Below are 16110 nucleotides of genomic sequence, written 5' to 3'. Positions count from 1 at the left end.
TCATCGTCCGGACTTGCGGATCGTCAGTGACATCCCGGGCTTGGCGACCGTCACCAGCCGTGGCCGCGGCCGCTCGGCGAGCTCGCGGATCAGCCGGATCAGCGGCGTGTCGCCGGCGGTGTCGGGTGGCGCGTCGCGCAGCACGTCGAGCGCGTCGTCGCCGACGATCGCCCGCAGGATCAGGTCCTCGTCGGAGATGCCCCGGCCGTATCTGGCCCGCAGCTCCTTGAGCGTGGGATCGGGCCGCCGCGTGCGGGCGATCTCCCGGGCCCGCGGGCGGTCGAGGATCCTGTCCCGGACGTCCGGGTCCATCGCCCCGGTCGCCTCCGCCCCGCCGTGCCACCCCAGCGCGTACTCGATGGCCGCGTCGGTCACCTGGCGGTAGCGCTCGCCCACGATCACGTTGATCGCCGCCTGGGTGCCGACGAACTGCGACAGCGGGGTGACCATGATCGGGTAGCCGAAGTCGGCCCGGACCCGGCCCGTCTCCTCCAGCGTCTCCTCCAGCCGGTCGCCGACGCCGGCCCGCTCCAGCTGGTGCCGGAGGTTCGAGATCATGCCGCCGGGCACCTGGTGGGCGTAGAGGCGCTCGTCGTACTCGTGCGGCACGCCCACGGGAAGGTCCTCCCGATGGGCGATCTCGGTGAGCCGCGCGGTCACCTCGCGCAGCGGCGCCTCGTCGACGAGCGGATCGTGGCCGAGCGCCCGCAGGTTGGCGGCCACGTTGTGGATCGACGGCTGCGAGCTGCCGTTGGCCAGCGGCGGCACCGCGGTGTGCACGTACCCCACTCCGGCCTTGACCGCCTCGATCGCGTTCAGCGGTCCCAGGCCGTTGTTGCAGTGCCCGTGGAACTCCCACTCGATGTCGCCGGTCACCGCCATCATCTTCGGCAGCAGCTCCCGGGTGCGCTCCGGGGTGAGCAGGCCGCCGACGTCCTTGAAGCACAGCCGCCACGGCTTGAGCGCCGCCGCCTCCCGGGCCTTGGTCACGAAGTACTCGTCGGTATGCCGTGGCGAGACCGAGTACATGACGTTGACCACCGAGGTCATCCCGATGTCGTCGAGCCGCTTGACGTCCTGCGCGACCCTGGTGAAGTCGTTCCAGTTGTCGCCGGTGCGGGTGTAGCGGATGCCGAGCTCGACGGCCTTGGCGAACAGGAGGGTGCCCACCTCGATCGGCACCCTGCCGCTCATGGTCGACCCCGAGATGTGCCCGTGCCAGCGCAGCTGTGTGTCGCGGGCCAGCCGGGCGCCGGTGTGGATCCAGTCCCACGGGTTCTCCCGCAGGTGCCGGACGAACTTCTTCAGGCGGCTGCCGGGTGCGAGGAACTCCATCTGGTCGAAGCCGGCCTGGTCCAGCAGCGGCATCACCGGCGCCATGTGCCGGGTCCGCATGTTCATGGCCCACAGGCTGGCCTGGCCGTCGCGGATCGTGGTGTCGACGAACCTGACCTGCCTCATCGCTCCGCCCCCGGGATCCGCGAGAGGACCTCGCCGGTGTGCTCACCGAGGTACGGCGCGCGGCGCACCGGCGGGAGCACCGCGCCGTCGAAGGCCACGGGAGGCCGGATCCGCGGCATCGGCCCGACGCCCGGCTCGTCGACCGTGTCGATGATCCCCAGGTGCCGCAGTTGCTCGTCGGCGAGCGCCTCGCCGATCCCGTTCACGGGCGCGCACGGCACCTGGTGGTCCCGCAGGACCGCCAGCCAGGTGTCGCGGTCCCTGGTCTTGAAGATCGGCGCGAGTTCGGCGTGCAGGTCGTCGTAGCGGGCGCGCCGGTCCGGCCGGGTGGCGAACCGCGGGTCGGCCGGCAGGTCGGGCCGGCCGACCGCGGCGCACAGTCCTTCCCAGAACTTGGCGGGCGACGACAGGTGGATGAGCAGGGCGCGGCCGTCCGAGGTCAGGAACGCGTGGCACCCGGACCCGTGCGGCCGGGTGTACGGCCCCTCTTCGCGGCCCTCGACCACCTTCTTGGCGACGGCCGAGTGCAGGAAGTGGGTGAGCGCGCCGAGCATGCTCACATCCAGGTGCCGGCCCCGCCCGCTGCGGCCGCGCTCGTGCAGCGCGGCCACTATCGCGAACGCCGCGGTGTGCCCGGTGATGGCGTCGGCCAGGGCCGGTCCGCGCATCCGGGGGTCGCCGGGGTCCAGCAGCAGCCCGGCCATCCCGCTGTATCCGAGCGCGACGCCGTCGTACGCCGGCAGACCGGCGTACGGGCCGTCACCGCCGAAGCCGGTGATGCTGCAGTGGACCAGCCGCGGATTGCGGTCACGGAGGACGTCGTGCCCGAGCCCGAGGCGCGCCATCACCCCGGGCCGGAAGTTCTCCACCAGGACATCGGCGTCGGCGGCCAGCTCCAGCAGCCCCTCGCGGCCCGCTTCGGACTTCAGATCGAGCACCACCGACCGCTTGCCGCGGTTGAAGGCGACGAAGGTGGCGTTCAGCCCGCCGGACTCCCAGGCCCGGAACGGGTCGCCCCTCTCGGGCGGCTCGACCTTGACCACGTCGGCGCCCATCTCGGCCAGCAGCACCGCCGCGCACGGGCCGGAGATGTACTGGCCGAGATCGAGGACGCGGATGTCGTCCAGCGGGAACGCGGGGGCAGGTCGCGGCTCAGGCACCCGCGGGCCTCCCCTGCTCGTCGAGACCGAACACCCGCCGCGCGTTGTCCACCATCACCTTGCGGCGGACCTCCTCCTTCAGATCCAAGTCGGCGAACTCCTTCAGCCAGCGGTCGACGGGAAGCGACGGCGCGTCCGAGCCGAACAGCGCCTTGTCCTGGAGCAGGCTGTTGATCTGCTGCACCAGTTCGGCCGGGAAGTACTTCGGCGCCCAGCCGGACAGGTCGATGTAGAAGTTGGCCTTGTGCCGGGCGATCGCCAGGCTCTCGGCGGTCCACGGCCACGACGGGTGGGCGCTGATGATCTTCAGGCCCGGGAAGTCGGCCGCCACGTCGTCGAGATGCAGCGGCTGGGTGTACTTGAGCTTCACCCCGCGCCCGCCCGGACGGCCCGATCCGGCGGCGGCGTAGCCGCTGTGGAACAGCACCGGCAGGCCGAGCTGCTCGGCCTCCTCCCACAGCGGGTAGAAGCGCCGGTCGTTCGGATAGAAGTGCTGCCGCGCCGGGTTGAACTCGCCGACGCCGTGCAACCCGAGTTCGGCGATCCGGCGGATCTCCCTGCGGGCCAGCTCGCCCTGCCACGGGTCGACGATGCCGAAACCGAGGAAGACGTCGGGATGCTCGGCGACCGTCTCGGCGACGAAGTCGTTGGGGATCGGCGGGATGCCGGTGATCGTCTCGTCGGTGCCGTTCATCAGCACCGCCATCATCCGCCGGGCCCGGTACTGCTCGGCCTGCTCGGCGACCGGCAGGCCGGTCGCCTCCCGTTTGAAGTACCGGGCGCGTTCCTCGAACAGGCGCTGTGCCTCCTCGCCGCGCAGCCTGCGGGCCCGCTCGTCGTGGATGTGGACGTGAACGTCGATGCCTTCGAGCCGCCGCCCCATCACTTGCCCTTGATCGTGGCGTCGCGGGTCACGTCCTCGTACAGCGCCTTCCACTTCTTCTCGCTGTCCAGGAGATCATCGAGATCGGCGTTGATGATCTTGTACTGCGCCGGGATACCGCCCGGCGCGTTCCGGTTCGCCGGGGTGCGATGGAAGCTCGCGATCTGTGCCTGCGCGTCCTCGACCATGTACTCGACGAACAGCAGGGCGGTGGCGGGCCGGTCGGTGGCGACGTTGATGCCGATCCCGTTCGCGCGCACGATCAGCGGCTGCACCGGCGCGGGCTTGTCCCAGGCGATCGGCGCGCCCTCGTCGATGCGCTGCAGCGTGTTGTGCAGGTAGAGGGACGGGGCGATGCCGAACTCGCCGCTGGCCAGCAGCTCGTTCTGCACGGTGTGGCCGTCGACGCCGTACGCGCCCTTGGCGGCCTGACGGATCAGGTCGACCGCCGCCTGCTCGGTCATCCCCTTCTGCTTGACGAAGTACTCCTGCACCAGGGTGGCGAACCAGTCGAAGTCACCGACCTCGAACGACAGCTTGCCCTTGAACCTGCCCCCGAGCAGGTCCTCCCACGTCTTCGGGGGGTCGGTCACCTGCTCGGTGTTCCACCCGCCGATGAAGACGTTGAGGTAGTTCGACACCCAGTTGGGCTGGACGTAGGCCAGGTCCTTGGCGACCCCCACCTCGATAGGGGCGAGGACGCCCGCCCGGTCCAGCATCTCGATCTCGGTGCCGTTCATCGACACCACGTCGGCCCCGTTCCGGAACTTGGCCTTCGTCTCCTGGATGACCCGTTGCACCACCGTCGTGCCGGTCGCGCGGTACAGCTCCTGCTTGATGCCGTACTTCTTCTCGAAGGCGGCGGCGATCGGCTGCGAGTTGTCGAGGTTCATCGTGGTGTACTGGTTGAACGGCCTGCCGCTGGTCTTGTCCTCGGCCTTGGCCAGCTCGACGAGCTTGGCGCGCCGCTCCGCGCCCGTCAGCCCCTTGACCTGGGCCAGCACCTTCTCCAGGCCCTCGGACCTGCCGGGCTTGGCCGTGTTCTGGCCGCCGGACTGCGCCGTCGGCGAGCCGCCGCAGCCCGTCAGGGTGAGCATGACGACGGCGGCCAGGGCGAGACCGACGCGGCTTCGGGATCTGTGCTTCATGGGGGGTCCTTCGGCTGGTTGCGGCTGACTGCTGTCGGTTCGCGGGCCGGATGGATTTTTAAGGCAGAATGGTATGACCTATGGCCTTTGGTCAACCCCCGTGTCTTCCCATCTGAGATGGGCGCGCGCTACCGGCGTATCGCCACCCCGCCGTCCACGAGCAGGTCGATCCCCGTGACGTAGGCCGCCAGATCGGAGGCGAGGAACAGCACCGGCCCGGCGTAGTCGTCGAGCCGGCCACGGCGCCGCAGCGGGATGGCCGCCTCGCCGCCGCCCCGGGCGGCCACGGGCGGCCCGCCGGGTGGTTCGTCGACGCCCCGCAGCACCGTCGGCGTCTGTCCCGGGCTCACCGAGTTCACCCGGATGCCGTCCGGGCCCAGCTCGACGGCGAGCTGCCTGGCCATCCGGACCACCGCCGCCTTGGTCGCGCCGTACACCAGCCCGCGCGCCCCCGCCCGGCCGGCCGCCACCGACGCCAGCAGCACCATCGAGCCGCTCCCCTGGCCGCGCATCGGCGCGGCCGCCGCCTGGGCCATCAGCATCGTGCCGCGTACGTTGACCGCGTGCACCCGGTCGATCTCCGCGGCGGTCAGGTCGGCCAGCGGCACGCCGCTGTCACCGACCGCGGCGGCGTGCACCAGCACGTCCAGCCGTCCGCACCGTTCGACCAGCGTCTCGACACAGTCGGTGGCCTCGGCCGGATCGGACACGTCACCGGGCACCGCGTACAGCCGCTCACGGAGCGCCCGCGGCGCCTCGCACGTCCTGCGGTGCACCAGATCGGGAGAGCGGCCCATCACGCCGACCCGCATCCCGGCGGCGGCCAGCGCCGTGACCACCCGCCACCCGATGGCGCCGGTGCCGCCGGTGACCAGCGCGACCTTGCCGGCCAGCCCGGGGAGCGCCACCCCGTCCCAGACGATCGACTCCGTCACCGTCCCACCACCGCGCCCCCCTCAAGCCGGCCGATCAATTCAGTGAATGCACCCGCGTCGAGCAAGGTGGCGTACTTGCGTCCGATGTCCCGCAGATTGGCCTCGTGCGCGGCGGCGTCGCGGTCGGCCACGCAGTCCACCGGGACGGTCACGTCCAGGTCGTAGGAGAACGCGTCGGTCACGGTCGCGCGGACGCATCCGGAGGTCATCATCCCGACCACGATCAGCTCGGACACCCGCGCCGACAGCAGCTGGCTGATCAGCGGCGTACCGAAGAACGCGCTCGGCTTGCTCTTGGTGAGCACGACCTCGCCCGGCCGGGGGGCCAGGCGTGGTGCGATCTCCATCGCGAGCTGCGCGGCCTCCGGCGGATCCTGCTTCCATCCGTTGCGCCGCAACCATCCACCCCGCTCGACGGTGGACAGCGGGCTCGCCGTGCTCGTGTGCCACCGCTTCCCGCCCCGGGTGAACCAGATCGGCAGCCCGGCCGCCCGGGCCGCGTCGAGCAGCAGGCGGCACCGCTCGGCGGCCGGCGGCCCGTCCGGCTCATGGCCGGGCACCGTTGCGTCGGCGAGCGCGCGCACCATGTCCACCACGAGGACCCCGAGCCCTCCCCCGCCCTGCCGCCCGGCGATGTCGGTCATCCACCCTCCCTAGTTGGTATGACCATTATGCCTTTCTGCTCGGCCTCGGGGGCGCGAGGTGCCCGTCTCGGTCGTCGTGTTCCGGCGGCCCCCGCGCGTCTCAGTCCGGCCGCCGGTCCTCCGGCCAGTCCGGAATCGTCGCGTCCGGAGCCTTGGCCAGCTCCTCCGGCGGCTCCTCCAGCAGGACCAGCGGGTCGAGCAACGCCTGCATCGTCGTGAGCATGGTCTCCATCAGGTGCATCCGGACCAGCCGCGCCGGTCGCTCCGCGTCGTCGTTGAAGTGCTGGTGCCAGAGGAAGTGGTCGACGACCAGCAGGTCACCGGCCTCCCAGGTCTCCTCCCGGCCTCCGGTGGCCCGCTCGCCGAAGTAGCTGTGCCCGCGGCCCTCGACGACATAGAGCAGCGCCTCGCCCGGATGGCGGTGCTTGGCCTGGAACAGCCCCGGCCCGAGCTGGACCATGACCATCGTCAGGCCCGACGTGCGCGAGCCGATCGAGGGGTCCACGAGGAACTTGCTGCGCGTTCCCTTGGGATTGGGACGCAGCTCGATCTCGTCGTAGTCGGTGTGCAGCCGCCCCCGGCGCCCGCCGGTGGCCTCGGTGGGATCGGGCTGGTCGGCGGGCAGCGTCCAGGCCGCGCCCAGCGACTCGAAGACCGGCCGCGAGCTGCACGACAGCAGCACCGCTCCGCGCGGGTCGCCGGTGCCGTGCCGGAACGCCGCCCAATGCGGCACGTGGACGGCGTCCCACGGCCGCCAGGACACCCGGCGGCCGTCGATCTCGGTCCACCCGGTGCCCGACACCACCAGGTAGACGGTGTCCCAGGACTCCCGGCGGGCGGTGCTCACGGCACCCGGCTCCAGCCGGTACTCCGTGCAGTCGACCAGCTTGGTCGGCCGTCCGGCCGCGGCGCCGATGTAGTGACCGGCGGTCACGCCCGGTCCGGCCTGTCGGTGTTCGACATCGCCGGAGCGGATCACGGTCTGCCGGTGGGACCGCCAGTCGTCGGCCATGGCCTTGCGCCGGTCCCGTTGCACCTCGTAGTGCGAGCGGGTCTCGGTTCGAGTCCTCATCGTCGGCCCCCGTTCACTGTCCCCGGTACGACTTCTCCAGCAGAGCCCGGTACGCCGGCGGGGCGCGCAGCACCGACTCGGCGACCTTCTTGGCCTGCGCGCCGTCGACGAACTCGATCGGCTGACCGGCCTGCTTCATCGAGTTCAGGAACGCCGGGTCCTTGCTGACCGCGGCGAAGGCCCGCCGCAACGCCGCGAGCCGGTCCTCCGGTACGCCGGGAGGCGCCAGTACCAGCCGGCCCATCTCCTGCATGGTGATGTGCGCCTTGGCCAGCGTCGCGTTCGCCGGGTCGAGCCTGATCTCGGAGAGGGCCGGAACGTTGGGAAGCTCCGGCACCCGCTTGGCGCCGATCACCAGCACGGCGCGCTGCTCGCCGCTCTTGATCGGTGGCAGCCTGGTGCTCAGCGTGCCGCTGGTCGCGTCGCAGTCACCGGAGGTCACCGCCAGCTCGGTCTCGGCCGATCCCTTGTAGCCGGTGATGATCCTGCCGTCGATGCCGAGCACCGGGAACAGCACGGTCGCGTCGATGTGCTCCGACCCACCGGGCCCGGAGCTGGCGAACCGCACCCCGCGCGCGGCGCGCATCGCGTCGATCGAGGTGTGGGTTCCCTTCGCGCGGACGTTGAGGACGCGCGGGTCGGCCGCCACCCGCGCGACGAATCCGAACCTCGGGAGCTCGAAGGTCGCGCCCTTGGCCTTGCCGAGCACGGCGCCCGCCATGCCCTGGCCGCTGAAGATGCCGATGGTCAGCCCGTCCGGCTTCGCCGAGAAGACCTTGTTCGCGGCGAGCAGCCCGCCGGCGCCGTCCAGGTTCTCGACCACCACGGTGGCGCCGAGCCGCTTCTCCAGGTGTTTCGCCATGGCGCGCGCGATCATGTCGTAGCCGCCGCCGGGCCCGTAGGACACGACGAAGCGGATGGTCTTTCCCTTGAAGGGCGTGCCGCCGCCACCGCCGGTGACCTGCCCCTCGCCGCAGGCGGCGGTGAGGCCGGCCAGCAGGAGGGCGGCCGGCACGGCGACCGCACGTAGCAGTTTCCTCATGAGTGCCTTTCGCTTGTGCGTTCGGCCCGGTTCGGGACCGGTCACGCCCCCTCGCGGACCAGACGCTGGAACGCCTCGGGCGACGAGAGCACCGCGCCCACGATCCGTGCCGTCTCGGGGCCGGAGAGCGGCACGATCGACCGCTTCTGGCGGGCGGCGGCCTGGGCGACGCCGGGGTCCTTCAGCGCGCAGTCCAGCGCCGCCCGCAGCCTGGTCAGCCGGCCGGCGTCCATGCCCGGCGGCCCGACGACCCCGCGGCCGGTCGCGGCCAGCGCGACGAGCGCGTCGATGATCGGTTTCTGCGCGGGGTTCGCGGGCGGATAGTCCGCGGTCGTCGGCGTGTCGCCGACCGGGTCGCCCGCCTTCGGGCCGATGACCAGCAGCGGCCGCACGGAGCCGGACCGAAGCGCCGCGAGCTGGCTGTCAAGGGGCAGGATGTGCGCGTCCGCCTTCCCGGAGAGGACGGCGGCGCGCGCCTCGCCGGACCCGGCGAAACCAGTGATCACGGTGCCCGGGAAGCCGTACACCTTGGGCAGGATCACGGAGTTGATGTACTCGTTGCTGCCGGGGCCGGTCGCGACGAACCGTATCGGGGCCTTGCTCTTGAGGATGTCGTCGAAGGTCCGGAACCTGCTGTTGGCGGCCACCACCAGGACGTTCGGCTCGGTCGAGACCCGGCCCAGCCAGCTGAACCGCTCCAGCCGGTACCGGGCGCCCTCGTCCCGGGCGATCTGGCTGCTGACCGCGCCGACGGTGTTGACGATCTGCAGCCGCAGCTCGGTCGGCTTGGCCACGAAGGTCTTGCTGGTCGCCACCAGGCCGCCGGCGCCCGGCTCGTTGCGGACCACGACGGTGGCGCCGGTGCACTTCTCCATCGCCGGCGCCAGCAACCGGACGTAGACGTCGTACCCGCCGCCGGGCTCGTAGGGCACCACGAAGTCGATCCTCTTGCCCTTCAGCTCGTCCTGGCCGCCGCCCGTGGTGGACTGGCCGCCACAGCCGCTCAGCAGGATGACGACGGCGGTGAGGGCCGCTGCCCGTCTCATGATCATCTCTCTCCCGCGTAGGCGTTCTTCATGATCGATCGGAATTCCGGCGGCGCGGAGAGCACCTGCCGCACCAGCCGGTCGACGTCCGCGCCGGACATGAAGTTGATCGGACGCCCTGACTTGGCCGCCTTGTCGGCGAAGGCGCTGTCCTGCAGGAGGCTCTGCAACGTGGTGCGCAGGCAGCTCAGGCGGTCCGCCGGGATTCCCGGCGGACCCACGATGGGTCGGCCGAGCGACAGCAGGTCGACCTGCGCCTGCGCCAGTGCGCGCTGCTGCGGGGTCATCTGCAGTTCCATGAGCGCGGGCGTGCCGGGCAGTTGCGGGTCCCGCTCGGGGCCGAGCAGCAGCAGCGGCCGATGGTCGCCGTTGCGGATCGCCGGGAGCCGGCTGTCGAAGTCGCCGGTCATCCCGTCGACCTTCCCGGAGGTGACCGCCAGCTCGTTCTCCTCCGACCCCTCGAAGCCGGTGACGATGTCCGCCCGGAGCCGGAAGATCGCCTTGAGCAACTGGCCGTTGACGAAGTCGGCGGCGCCGGGACCGGTCGACCCGTACCGGAAGCGATCGGCGGCGATCACGTCGTCGAAGCTCTTGAAACGGCTCTTCGCCGAGGTGGAGAAGATGTGGTACGAGGCGCCCACCCGGCCGATGTAGGAGAGTTTGTCCAGACCGAACCGGACGCTCGACGACTCCGCGACCGCGGCGCCGCCCACGCCGACCGCGTTCATGATCGCCAGGCGTTTGCCGTCCGGTTTGGCGGTCACCAGCGAGTTGATCGCCAGCAGGCCGCCGGCGCCGTCCCGGTTCTCCACGATCACCTTGGCCTTGAGCCGCGAGGCCAGCTCCGGCGCGATCATGCGGGCGTAGGAGTCGTAGCCGCCGCCGGGACTGAACGGCACGACCAGCGAGATCGTCTCCCCCTCGAAAGCCGCGCAGCCTTGTGCGCCACCGGTCGTGGTCGTCGTTCCCGAGGCATCGCAGGCGCCGAGCAGCGACACGGTCACGGCGGTCGCGGCGAGCAGTGTGGGCATGGTGGTTTTCATCAGAGGACTCCAGCCGGCATCGGCACAGCGAGAAGACGGGTGAAGGCGAGCCACAGCACGCCGCCCGCCACCGCCGCGTACAGCGCGGCGGCGGGCCAGCTCGCCTTACCGGCCGTGCGCAGGTAGGCGAGGGTGAAGACGGGGACGATGACATAGATCCCGACCAGCCACAGGCCGACGAAGAACGCGGCCACCCACGCCACGGCCGCGGCCCAGGCCCGGGCACCGGCGCTGCCGAAGACGTACTCCAGGCTCTGGTCGTCCTGTTCCTCGTCGTCGGCGGGCACGGGCCGGGCGGCGGGCGGCTCCACCGGCCCGGACCGAGCGGGCCGCCACAGCAGGACGGCGAACTCGATCAGCTTCAGAACCGAGAAGCAGATGCCCGCGATGGACAGCAGCCTCGGGAAGAACGCCGCCCGGAACGGCCAGTCCAGCGCGAGCAGGAAGGCACCGGAGAAGACGCCGAGCAGGATCACGGTCATCACCACGTCGCCGGCCCGGATCCGGGCGGGCGCGATGTCGTCGGTCGAAGGCATCAGCCACCTCTCACGATGTCTTTCTCGGGGGCGGACGAGTCGGCGGCCGTGTCCACGCCCGCGCCGCCGCGGCGCCGGCGCCGGGCACGGATCCGGGGCCACAGCAACACCAGGACCAGGCATCCCCCGATCGCGATGACCGCGGGGTCGTTCAGCCAGGACCAGCCCTCCAGGGAGTGGGACAGGAACAGGTACCGTTCGGCCAGCCCGCCCAGGACCACGGCGAGCAGGAACGGCACCCGCGGCCAGCCCCAGTGGATGGCGATCACGCCGAACACCGCGGCCGCGAGCATCACGAGGATGTCGTTGAAGCTGTTGTTGGCGGTGAACGCGCCGATGCCGAGCAACACGAGCAGGAACGGCACCAGCCAGGTCCCCGGGATGAACGTCAGCTTGACCAGATGCCGGAGCAGCAGGAACGAGACGGCGACCGCGATCAGGTTCGACAGCACCAGGATCCAGACCATCGAGAAGGTCACGTCCACGTGCGTGGTCAGCATCTCCGGCCCGGGGTTCAGCCCGGTGATCAGGAACGCGCCCAGCAGCACGGCGGTCCCGACACCGCCGGGCAGGCCGAACGCGACGGTCGGGATCAGCGACCCGGCGTCCTTGGCGTTGTTGTTGGCGCCGGCGGCGATCACGCCCTCGATCGCGCCCTTGCCGAACCGCTCGGGCTTCTTGGACGTCTGCTGGGCGACGCCGTAGGCGATGAACTGGGAGACGGTGCCGCCCATCCCGGGGATGAGCCCGATCCCGACGCCGATCGCGCTGGACCGCACCACGACCGACCAGTGACGCAGCGTGTCACGTACGCCGGCGCCGACCCCGGCCAGCCTGCCCGTCGGGCGGCGATGGGCGATCGAGGTCTTGCTGAGCATCAGCTGCAGCACCTCGGCGCCGGCGAACAGCCCGACCACCAGCGGCACCAGGTCGATGCCATCCCACAGGTAGAGCTGGTCGAAGGTGTAGCGCGGCACGCCGGCCTGCGGGTCGATGCCGACCAGCGCGACCAGCATCCCGAGGGACGCCATCAGGAAGCCCTTGAGCGTGTCGCGTCCCGACAGCGTCACGACGAAGGTCAGCCCGAGCAGGGTCAGCATGAAGAAGTGCGGCGGTCCGAGGGCGAGCACCAGCGGCCGCACGATCGGCACGGAGAGGGCGAGGAAGACGGCGCCGAGCAGCGCGCCGATCGCGGAGCTGAACAGCACCGCGCCGAGCGCCCGGCCGGCCTCCCCCCGTTTGGTCAGCGGGTAGCCGTCGAGGACCGCCGCGGCCGAGGTGGCCTCGCCCGGCACGCCGAGCAGCACCGAGGTGATGTCGCCCGTGGTCGCGGTCACCACCCACATGCCGAGCAGGAACGCGAACGCCTGCACCGGCTCCATGTCGTAGATGAACGGCAGCATCAGAGCGAGGGTGACCGCACCGCCCAGGCCAGGCAGGATGCCGACCATGAAGCCGATCGCGATGCCGAGCAACGCCAGCAGGAACGTCGCCGGTTCGAGCACTTGAAGGAAGCTGGAAAAGAACGCCTCGAGCATCGGCACCTTCTTGTCGGATGGCCTGACACCCCCGATGTCGGGCGACCGTACGACAGGTTCACGCTCGTCGTAGAGGCACCTGTCTCACTTCATGAGCAGCCTTCGGACCGCGCGCCCACGCCCTTGAGGTACTCGACGACCGTGTCGAGATGGGTGACGGCGGCGTACTTGAGATGCATGTCGAAGAGGTTGACCTTGTGGGAGAGCTCGCTGCGGTCGAAGACGGCCTCCTCGACCACGAGGACCCGGAAGCCGAGCGAGTAGGCGTCGACGACGCTCGCGCGCACGCAGCCGCTGGTGCTCTCTCCGGCGACCACCAGCGTGTCGATGTCCAGTTGCCGCAGCCAGGTGGCCAGCGGCGTCCCGAAGAACGCGCTCGCCCGGCTCTTGACGACCACCGACTCGGTCGGCAGCGGAGTGAGCGGCTCGACGAACGCGTAGCCGGCCGCCTCGTCCTCACCCGGCCGCCGGCGGCGCTGGGTGGTCGCGCCGACCCGGCCCTGCGGCCGGGATTCGCCGGTCGTGTGCAGCACCGGCACGCCCGCGTCACGGGCGGCGGCGAGCACGGTTTCGAGCGGTCCGAGGGCGTCCCAGGCCGCCGTACCGCAGGTCGCCGGGAACCTGTCGATCGCCTCCTCGACCGGCTGCCGGCGGTCGCCGAACACCTTGCGGTAGCAGTCGATGAGGAGCAGCGCCGGTCTGCCTCCCGGTGTACGGTCGCCGCCGTACCTGCTCGCGACGAGCCGCTCCCGCGGGCCGATCAGGTCGTCCCAGCAGTGCGTTCGCGGTGCCTCAGGCGGACTCATGCGCCGGTACCCGGTAGCCACGGACCAGCCGGCCCTTGACCGCCACCAGCGAGGCGACCGCGATCGGCACGATGCCGCCGAGGCTGAGCGCGGCCGCGGGCCCCAGCAGGCCGGCGACGCCGCCGATGTTCAGGTCGCCGAGCGCCGGACCGCCCCGGGAGGCGATCTGGTAGGTCGAGGTGACCCGGCCGCGCATCGCGTCCGGTGTCTCGATCTGGACCGCGGCGTGACGGATGGTGGTGTGCAGCGCGTCGCACAGGCCGAGGCCGACCGCGGCGGCCAAGGCCAGGAGCAGTATCGGCGCCTGCCCGAGCCCGATCGCCATCAGCCCGTACGCCGCGGTCGAGCCGAGGACCAGCACGCCCGACCGCACCTTGTCGATCAGCGGGAACACCAGCGCCGATCCGATCAGCGCCCCGACCGCGGGCGCGGCGGCCAGCAGGCCGAAGCCGGACGCTCCGACGTGCAGCACGTCGGTCGCCAGCGCCGGCAGCACCGCGCGGTAGGCACCGAACAGCGTGCAGACCAGGTCGAGCCCGATCAGCTGGAGGATCAGTGATCGCTGCCGCAGCCATGCGAATCCCTCCCGGATGTTGGTGAGAACACTGACCTGACGGGTCTCCCCGGGGAGCGCGGGGACCCTGAGGACCTGCATGATGACGACCAGCACCAGGAAGGTGGCGACGTCGGCGAGGTACATCCCGGCGGGCCCGAACCCGGCGATCAGCAGCCCGGCCAGCGCCGGGCCGACCAGGATCGCGACCTCCCGGGACGGGTTGATCAGCGCGAACGCCTTGACCAGGTCCTTCTCGGGGACCAGCGCCGGGATGATCGCCTGGCGCGCCGGCCGGTCGAAGGTCTCGGCGGCGGTGTTCAGCAGCACCGCGACCAGGATCAGCGCCGGCCGGATCGTCCCGGTCAGCGTGAGGACCGCCAGGCCGAGGCTGACCAGGAGCGAGAAGCACTGCATCAACTGCACGATGCGGCGCCGGTCGACCCGGTCCGCCCAGGCGCCGCCGAGCGGCGACAGGACGATCAGCGCGACCGCCTGGAACAGCCCGATCAGGCCGGTCTGCAGGGTCGAGCCGGTCAGCTGGTACATGTGAAAGAGATTCGCCATGAACGTGCCGCGGGTGCCGATCTCGGTCAGCACGACGCCCGTCCAGTACAGGTCGAATCTGCCGCTCCGCAGCGGTGCGGGGATCGCCATGGGCGGCCTCAGGCGGCGCCGGCATCGAGCGCCGCGACCACCTGGTCGACGGTTCGCACACGGCACATCCGCGGGAACACGTGCTCGATGAAGAAGTGCCGTTGCCGCTCGTGGCCGGTCAGCCCGTCGGAGACCACGATCACCTGGTAGTCGAGGTCGCGCGCCGCGAACGCCGTGCTGGCGATGCCCACGTGGGTGGAGCCGCCGACCAGCGCGATGGTGTCGACGCCGCGGCTGCGCAGGCTCAGGTCGAGGTGCGTCTGGTGGAACGCGCTCCACCGATGCTTGGGCACGTCGTAGTCACCGGGCTGTGGCGCGAACTCGGCGAGCACGGCCATCGACTCGGGCGGGTGCGCGAACCCGAACCGCTGACCTTCGGGCCCCCACGGGGTGAAGCCCTCGTCGGTGTCGGTGAGGGTGCGGTTGGCGTCGGCGCCGTCAGGACGGTGGTCGGCTCGCGCGTAACAGATGGGTACGCGGTGCCGCCGGCAGTGCCCGATGAGGTCGCGGATCGGTTTCAGCGCGCCGGCCTGCTCGATCCGTGGCCGGTAGCACTCCAGCATGTCGAACACGACCAGCGCCACCTTGGCCGGGTCGAGACGCTCTGTCATCTGTGGCTCCTTAACGTCGACGCCGTCGACCGCTCCCTCTGCCGGGAACCATGCGGGGGGTGGAGAGGGCATGCTTGCCAAGCTCTACGGCACAATGGTAAGACCATATGGTCATAGCCCAAAGGTGTCAATCCGTGCAGCCCGCACAGGAAAGACCCCCGCAAGGAGGCAAGTGGCCCATGGCGACACCCCCGTCAACCACCGTGCTGAAAGCCTTCGAGCTGCTCGATCTGTTCGCCGAGCGACCCCTGCTGGGAGCCGGCGAGGCCGCCCGCCTGCTGGGGGTTCCGCGGGCCACCACGCACCGGATGCTCGTCACCCTGCGCATGGCCGGTGTCCTCGAATCGAACGAGTACGGCCAGTACCTGCTCGGGCTGCGGCTGTTCGAGCTCGGCTCGTTCGCCCCGCTGCGCCGGCGCCTGCACGACGTCGCGGCGACACCGCTCGAACGGCTCTCCGCCGAGGTCGGGCTGCCGGCGCTCCTGTCGGTCCGCGACGGCGACGACCTGCTCTGCCTGGAGAAGGTGGATCACCGCCGGTCCAACGTGCCGGGACGGGTCGGCCAGCGCGGCCCGCTGCACGCCATCGCCGCCGGCAAGGTGCTGCTCGCCTACGCGCCGCGTGCCGTCGTCGAGCGGTACACGGCCGGACCGCCGGCCCGGTTCACACCGCACACGCTGGTCGAGCCGGAACGGCTCCTGGCCGAACTCGACACGGTGCGCGACCGTGGCCTGGCCTGGGAGCACGACGAGCACTTCCTGGGCGTCTCGTCGGTGGCCACCGGGATCTGGAACCGGACCGGGCAGATCGTCGCGGCGATCTCCGTCTCGGCGGGCACCCTCCCCGACCGGCGCCGGTTCCGGTCCGTGGAGCGCCCGCTGCTGGCCACCGCCACCGAGATCCAGCGCCGGCTGGGGTGGCATCCGGTCGGGAAGGACACCACCGACATGGCCGGGCTCAGCGCCTGACGCGGAG

Annotated in this window: 16 protein-coding genes; 1 reads left to right on the top strand and 15 read right to left on the bottom strand. The window is 71.2% G+C overall.

What is annotated here, in order from left to right; genetic code table 11:
• From ACGWYJ_RS03265 to ACGWYJ_RS03195, 15 genes are all read right to left on the bottom strand, one after another.
• The gene (locus ACGWYJ_RS03265) at positions 1-1461 is read right to left on the bottom strand and encodes a hypothetical protein (RefSeq protein WP_395104006.1); all 1461 of its coding nucleotides are present in this window, start codon (positions 1459-1461) and stop codon (positions 1-3) included.
• Entirely contained in the window at positions 1458-2621 is a 1164-nt protein-coding gene (locus tag ACGWYJ_RS03260; protein WP_395104005.1) for a CaiB/BaiF CoA transferase family protein, read from the bottom strand. Before ACGWYJ_RS03260 ends, ACGWYJ_RS03265 begins: the two co-directional genes overlap by 4 nt.
• Positions 2614-3504, bottom strand: coding sequence for an amidohydrolase family protein (locus ACGWYJ_RS03255; RefSeq protein ID WP_395104004.1), 891 nt, complete (start codon positions 3502-3504; stop codon positions 2614-2616). Before ACGWYJ_RS03255 ends, ACGWYJ_RS03260 begins: the two co-directional genes overlap by 8 nt.
• Positions 3504-4652 carry an ABC transporter substrate-binding protein gene (locus ACGWYJ_RS03250; RefSeq protein ID WP_395104003.1) on the bottom strand — a complete coding sequence of 383 codons (1149 nt, stop codon included), beginning with the start codon at positions 4650-4652 and terminating at the stop codon, positions 3504-3506. Before ACGWYJ_RS03250 ends, ACGWYJ_RS03255 begins: the two co-directional genes overlap by 1 nt.
• Before the next feature lie 128 nt (positions 4653-4780).
• Entirely contained in the window at positions 4781-5587 is an 807-nt protein-coding gene (locus ACGWYJ_RS03245; protein WP_395104002.1) for an SDR family NAD(P)-dependent oxidoreductase, read from the bottom strand.
• Complete coding sequence (locus ACGWYJ_RS03240; RefSeq protein ID WP_395104001.1) at positions 5584-6231, bottom strand: cysteine hydrolase family protein; 648 nt, start codon at positions 6229-6231, stop codon at positions 5584-5586. The genes ACGWYJ_RS03245 and ACGWYJ_RS03240 overlap by 4 nt, the downstream gene beginning before the upstream one ends.
• 100 nt (positions 6232-6331) lie before the next feature.
• On the bottom strand, positions 6332-7303 hold the full coding sequence (locus ACGWYJ_RS03235) for a cupin domain-containing protein (RefSeq protein ID WP_395104000.1): 972 nt from the start codon (positions 7301-7303) through the stop codon (positions 6332-6334).
• 13 nt (positions 7304-7316) lie between these two features.
• Positions 7317-8345 (bottom strand): tripartite tricarboxylate transporter substrate binding protein, encoded by a 1029-nt coding sequence (locus ACGWYJ_RS03230; protein ID WP_395103999.1) that lies wholly within the window; start codon positions 8343-8345, stop codon positions 7317-7319.
• Between the two features lie 41 nt (positions 8346-8386).
• Positions 8387-9391 carry a tripartite tricarboxylate transporter substrate-binding protein gene (locus ACGWYJ_RS03225; RefSeq protein WP_395103998.1) on the bottom strand — a complete coding sequence of 335 codons (1005 nt, stop codon included), beginning with the start codon at positions 9389-9391 and terminating at the stop codon, positions 8387-8389.
• Positions 9392-9393: 2 nt separating this feature from the next.
• Positions 9394-10434 (bottom strand): Bug family tripartite tricarboxylate transporter substrate binding protein, encoded by a 1041-nt coding sequence (locus tag ACGWYJ_RS03220; RefSeq protein WP_395103997.1) that lies wholly within the window; start codon positions 10432-10434, stop codon positions 9394-9396.
• The gene (locus tag ACGWYJ_RS03215) at positions 10434-10970 is read right to left on the bottom strand and encodes a tripartite tricarboxylate transporter TctB family protein (RefSeq protein WP_395103996.1); all 537 of its coding nucleotides are present in this window, start codon (positions 10968-10970) and stop codon (positions 10434-10436) included. Before ACGWYJ_RS03215 ends, ACGWYJ_RS03220 begins: the two co-directional genes overlap by 1 nt.
• Positions 10970-12508 carry a tripartite tricarboxylate transporter permease gene (locus tag ACGWYJ_RS03210; RefSeq protein WP_395103994.1) on the bottom strand — a complete coding sequence of 513 codons (1539 nt, stop codon included), beginning with the start codon at positions 12506-12508 and terminating at the stop codon, positions 10970-10972. The genes ACGWYJ_RS03215 and ACGWYJ_RS03210 overlap by 1 nt, the downstream gene beginning before the upstream one ends.
• Positions 12509-12597: 89 nt before the next feature.
• A complete protein-coding gene (locus ACGWYJ_RS03205; RefSeq protein ID WP_395103993.1) occupies positions 12598-13314 on the bottom strand; it encodes an isochorismatase family protein in 717 nt (238 codons plus the stop codon).
• Positions 13301-14524: an MFS transporter gene (locus tag ACGWYJ_RS03200; RefSeq protein ID WP_395103992.1), complete on the bottom strand. Its 1224-nt coding sequence runs from the start codon at positions 14522-14524 to the stop codon at positions 13301-13303. Before ACGWYJ_RS03200 ends, ACGWYJ_RS03205 begins: the two co-directional genes overlap by 14 nt.
• 8 nt (positions 14525-14532) lie before the next feature.
• Positions 14533-15135, bottom strand: a complete 603-nt coding sequence (locus ACGWYJ_RS03195; protein ID WP_395103991.1) for an isochorismatase family protein — start codon at positions 15133-15135, stop codon at positions 14533-14535.
• 179 nt (positions 15136-15314) lie between these two features.
• Here ACGWYJ_RS03195 and ACGWYJ_RS03190 point away from each other — a divergent pair, with 179 nt between their 5' ends.
• Positions 15315-16103 carry an IclR family transcriptional regulator gene (locus ACGWYJ_RS03190; RefSeq protein ID WP_395103990.1) on the top strand — a complete coding sequence of 263 codons (789 nt, stop codon included), beginning with the start codon at positions 15315-15317 and terminating at the stop codon, positions 16101-16103.
• Positions 16104-16110 lie beyond the last annotated feature (7 nt).

Origin of the sequence: Actinomadura sp. SCN-SB (genome assembly GCF_043906805.1) — a bacterium.
Taxonomy (GTDB): Bacteria; Actinomycetota; Actinomycetes; order Streptosporangiales; family Streptosporangiaceae; genus Spirillospora.
The sequence above is the reverse complement of the archived record's forward strand: the minus strand, read 5'-3'. Positions and strand labels throughout refer to the sequence as shown.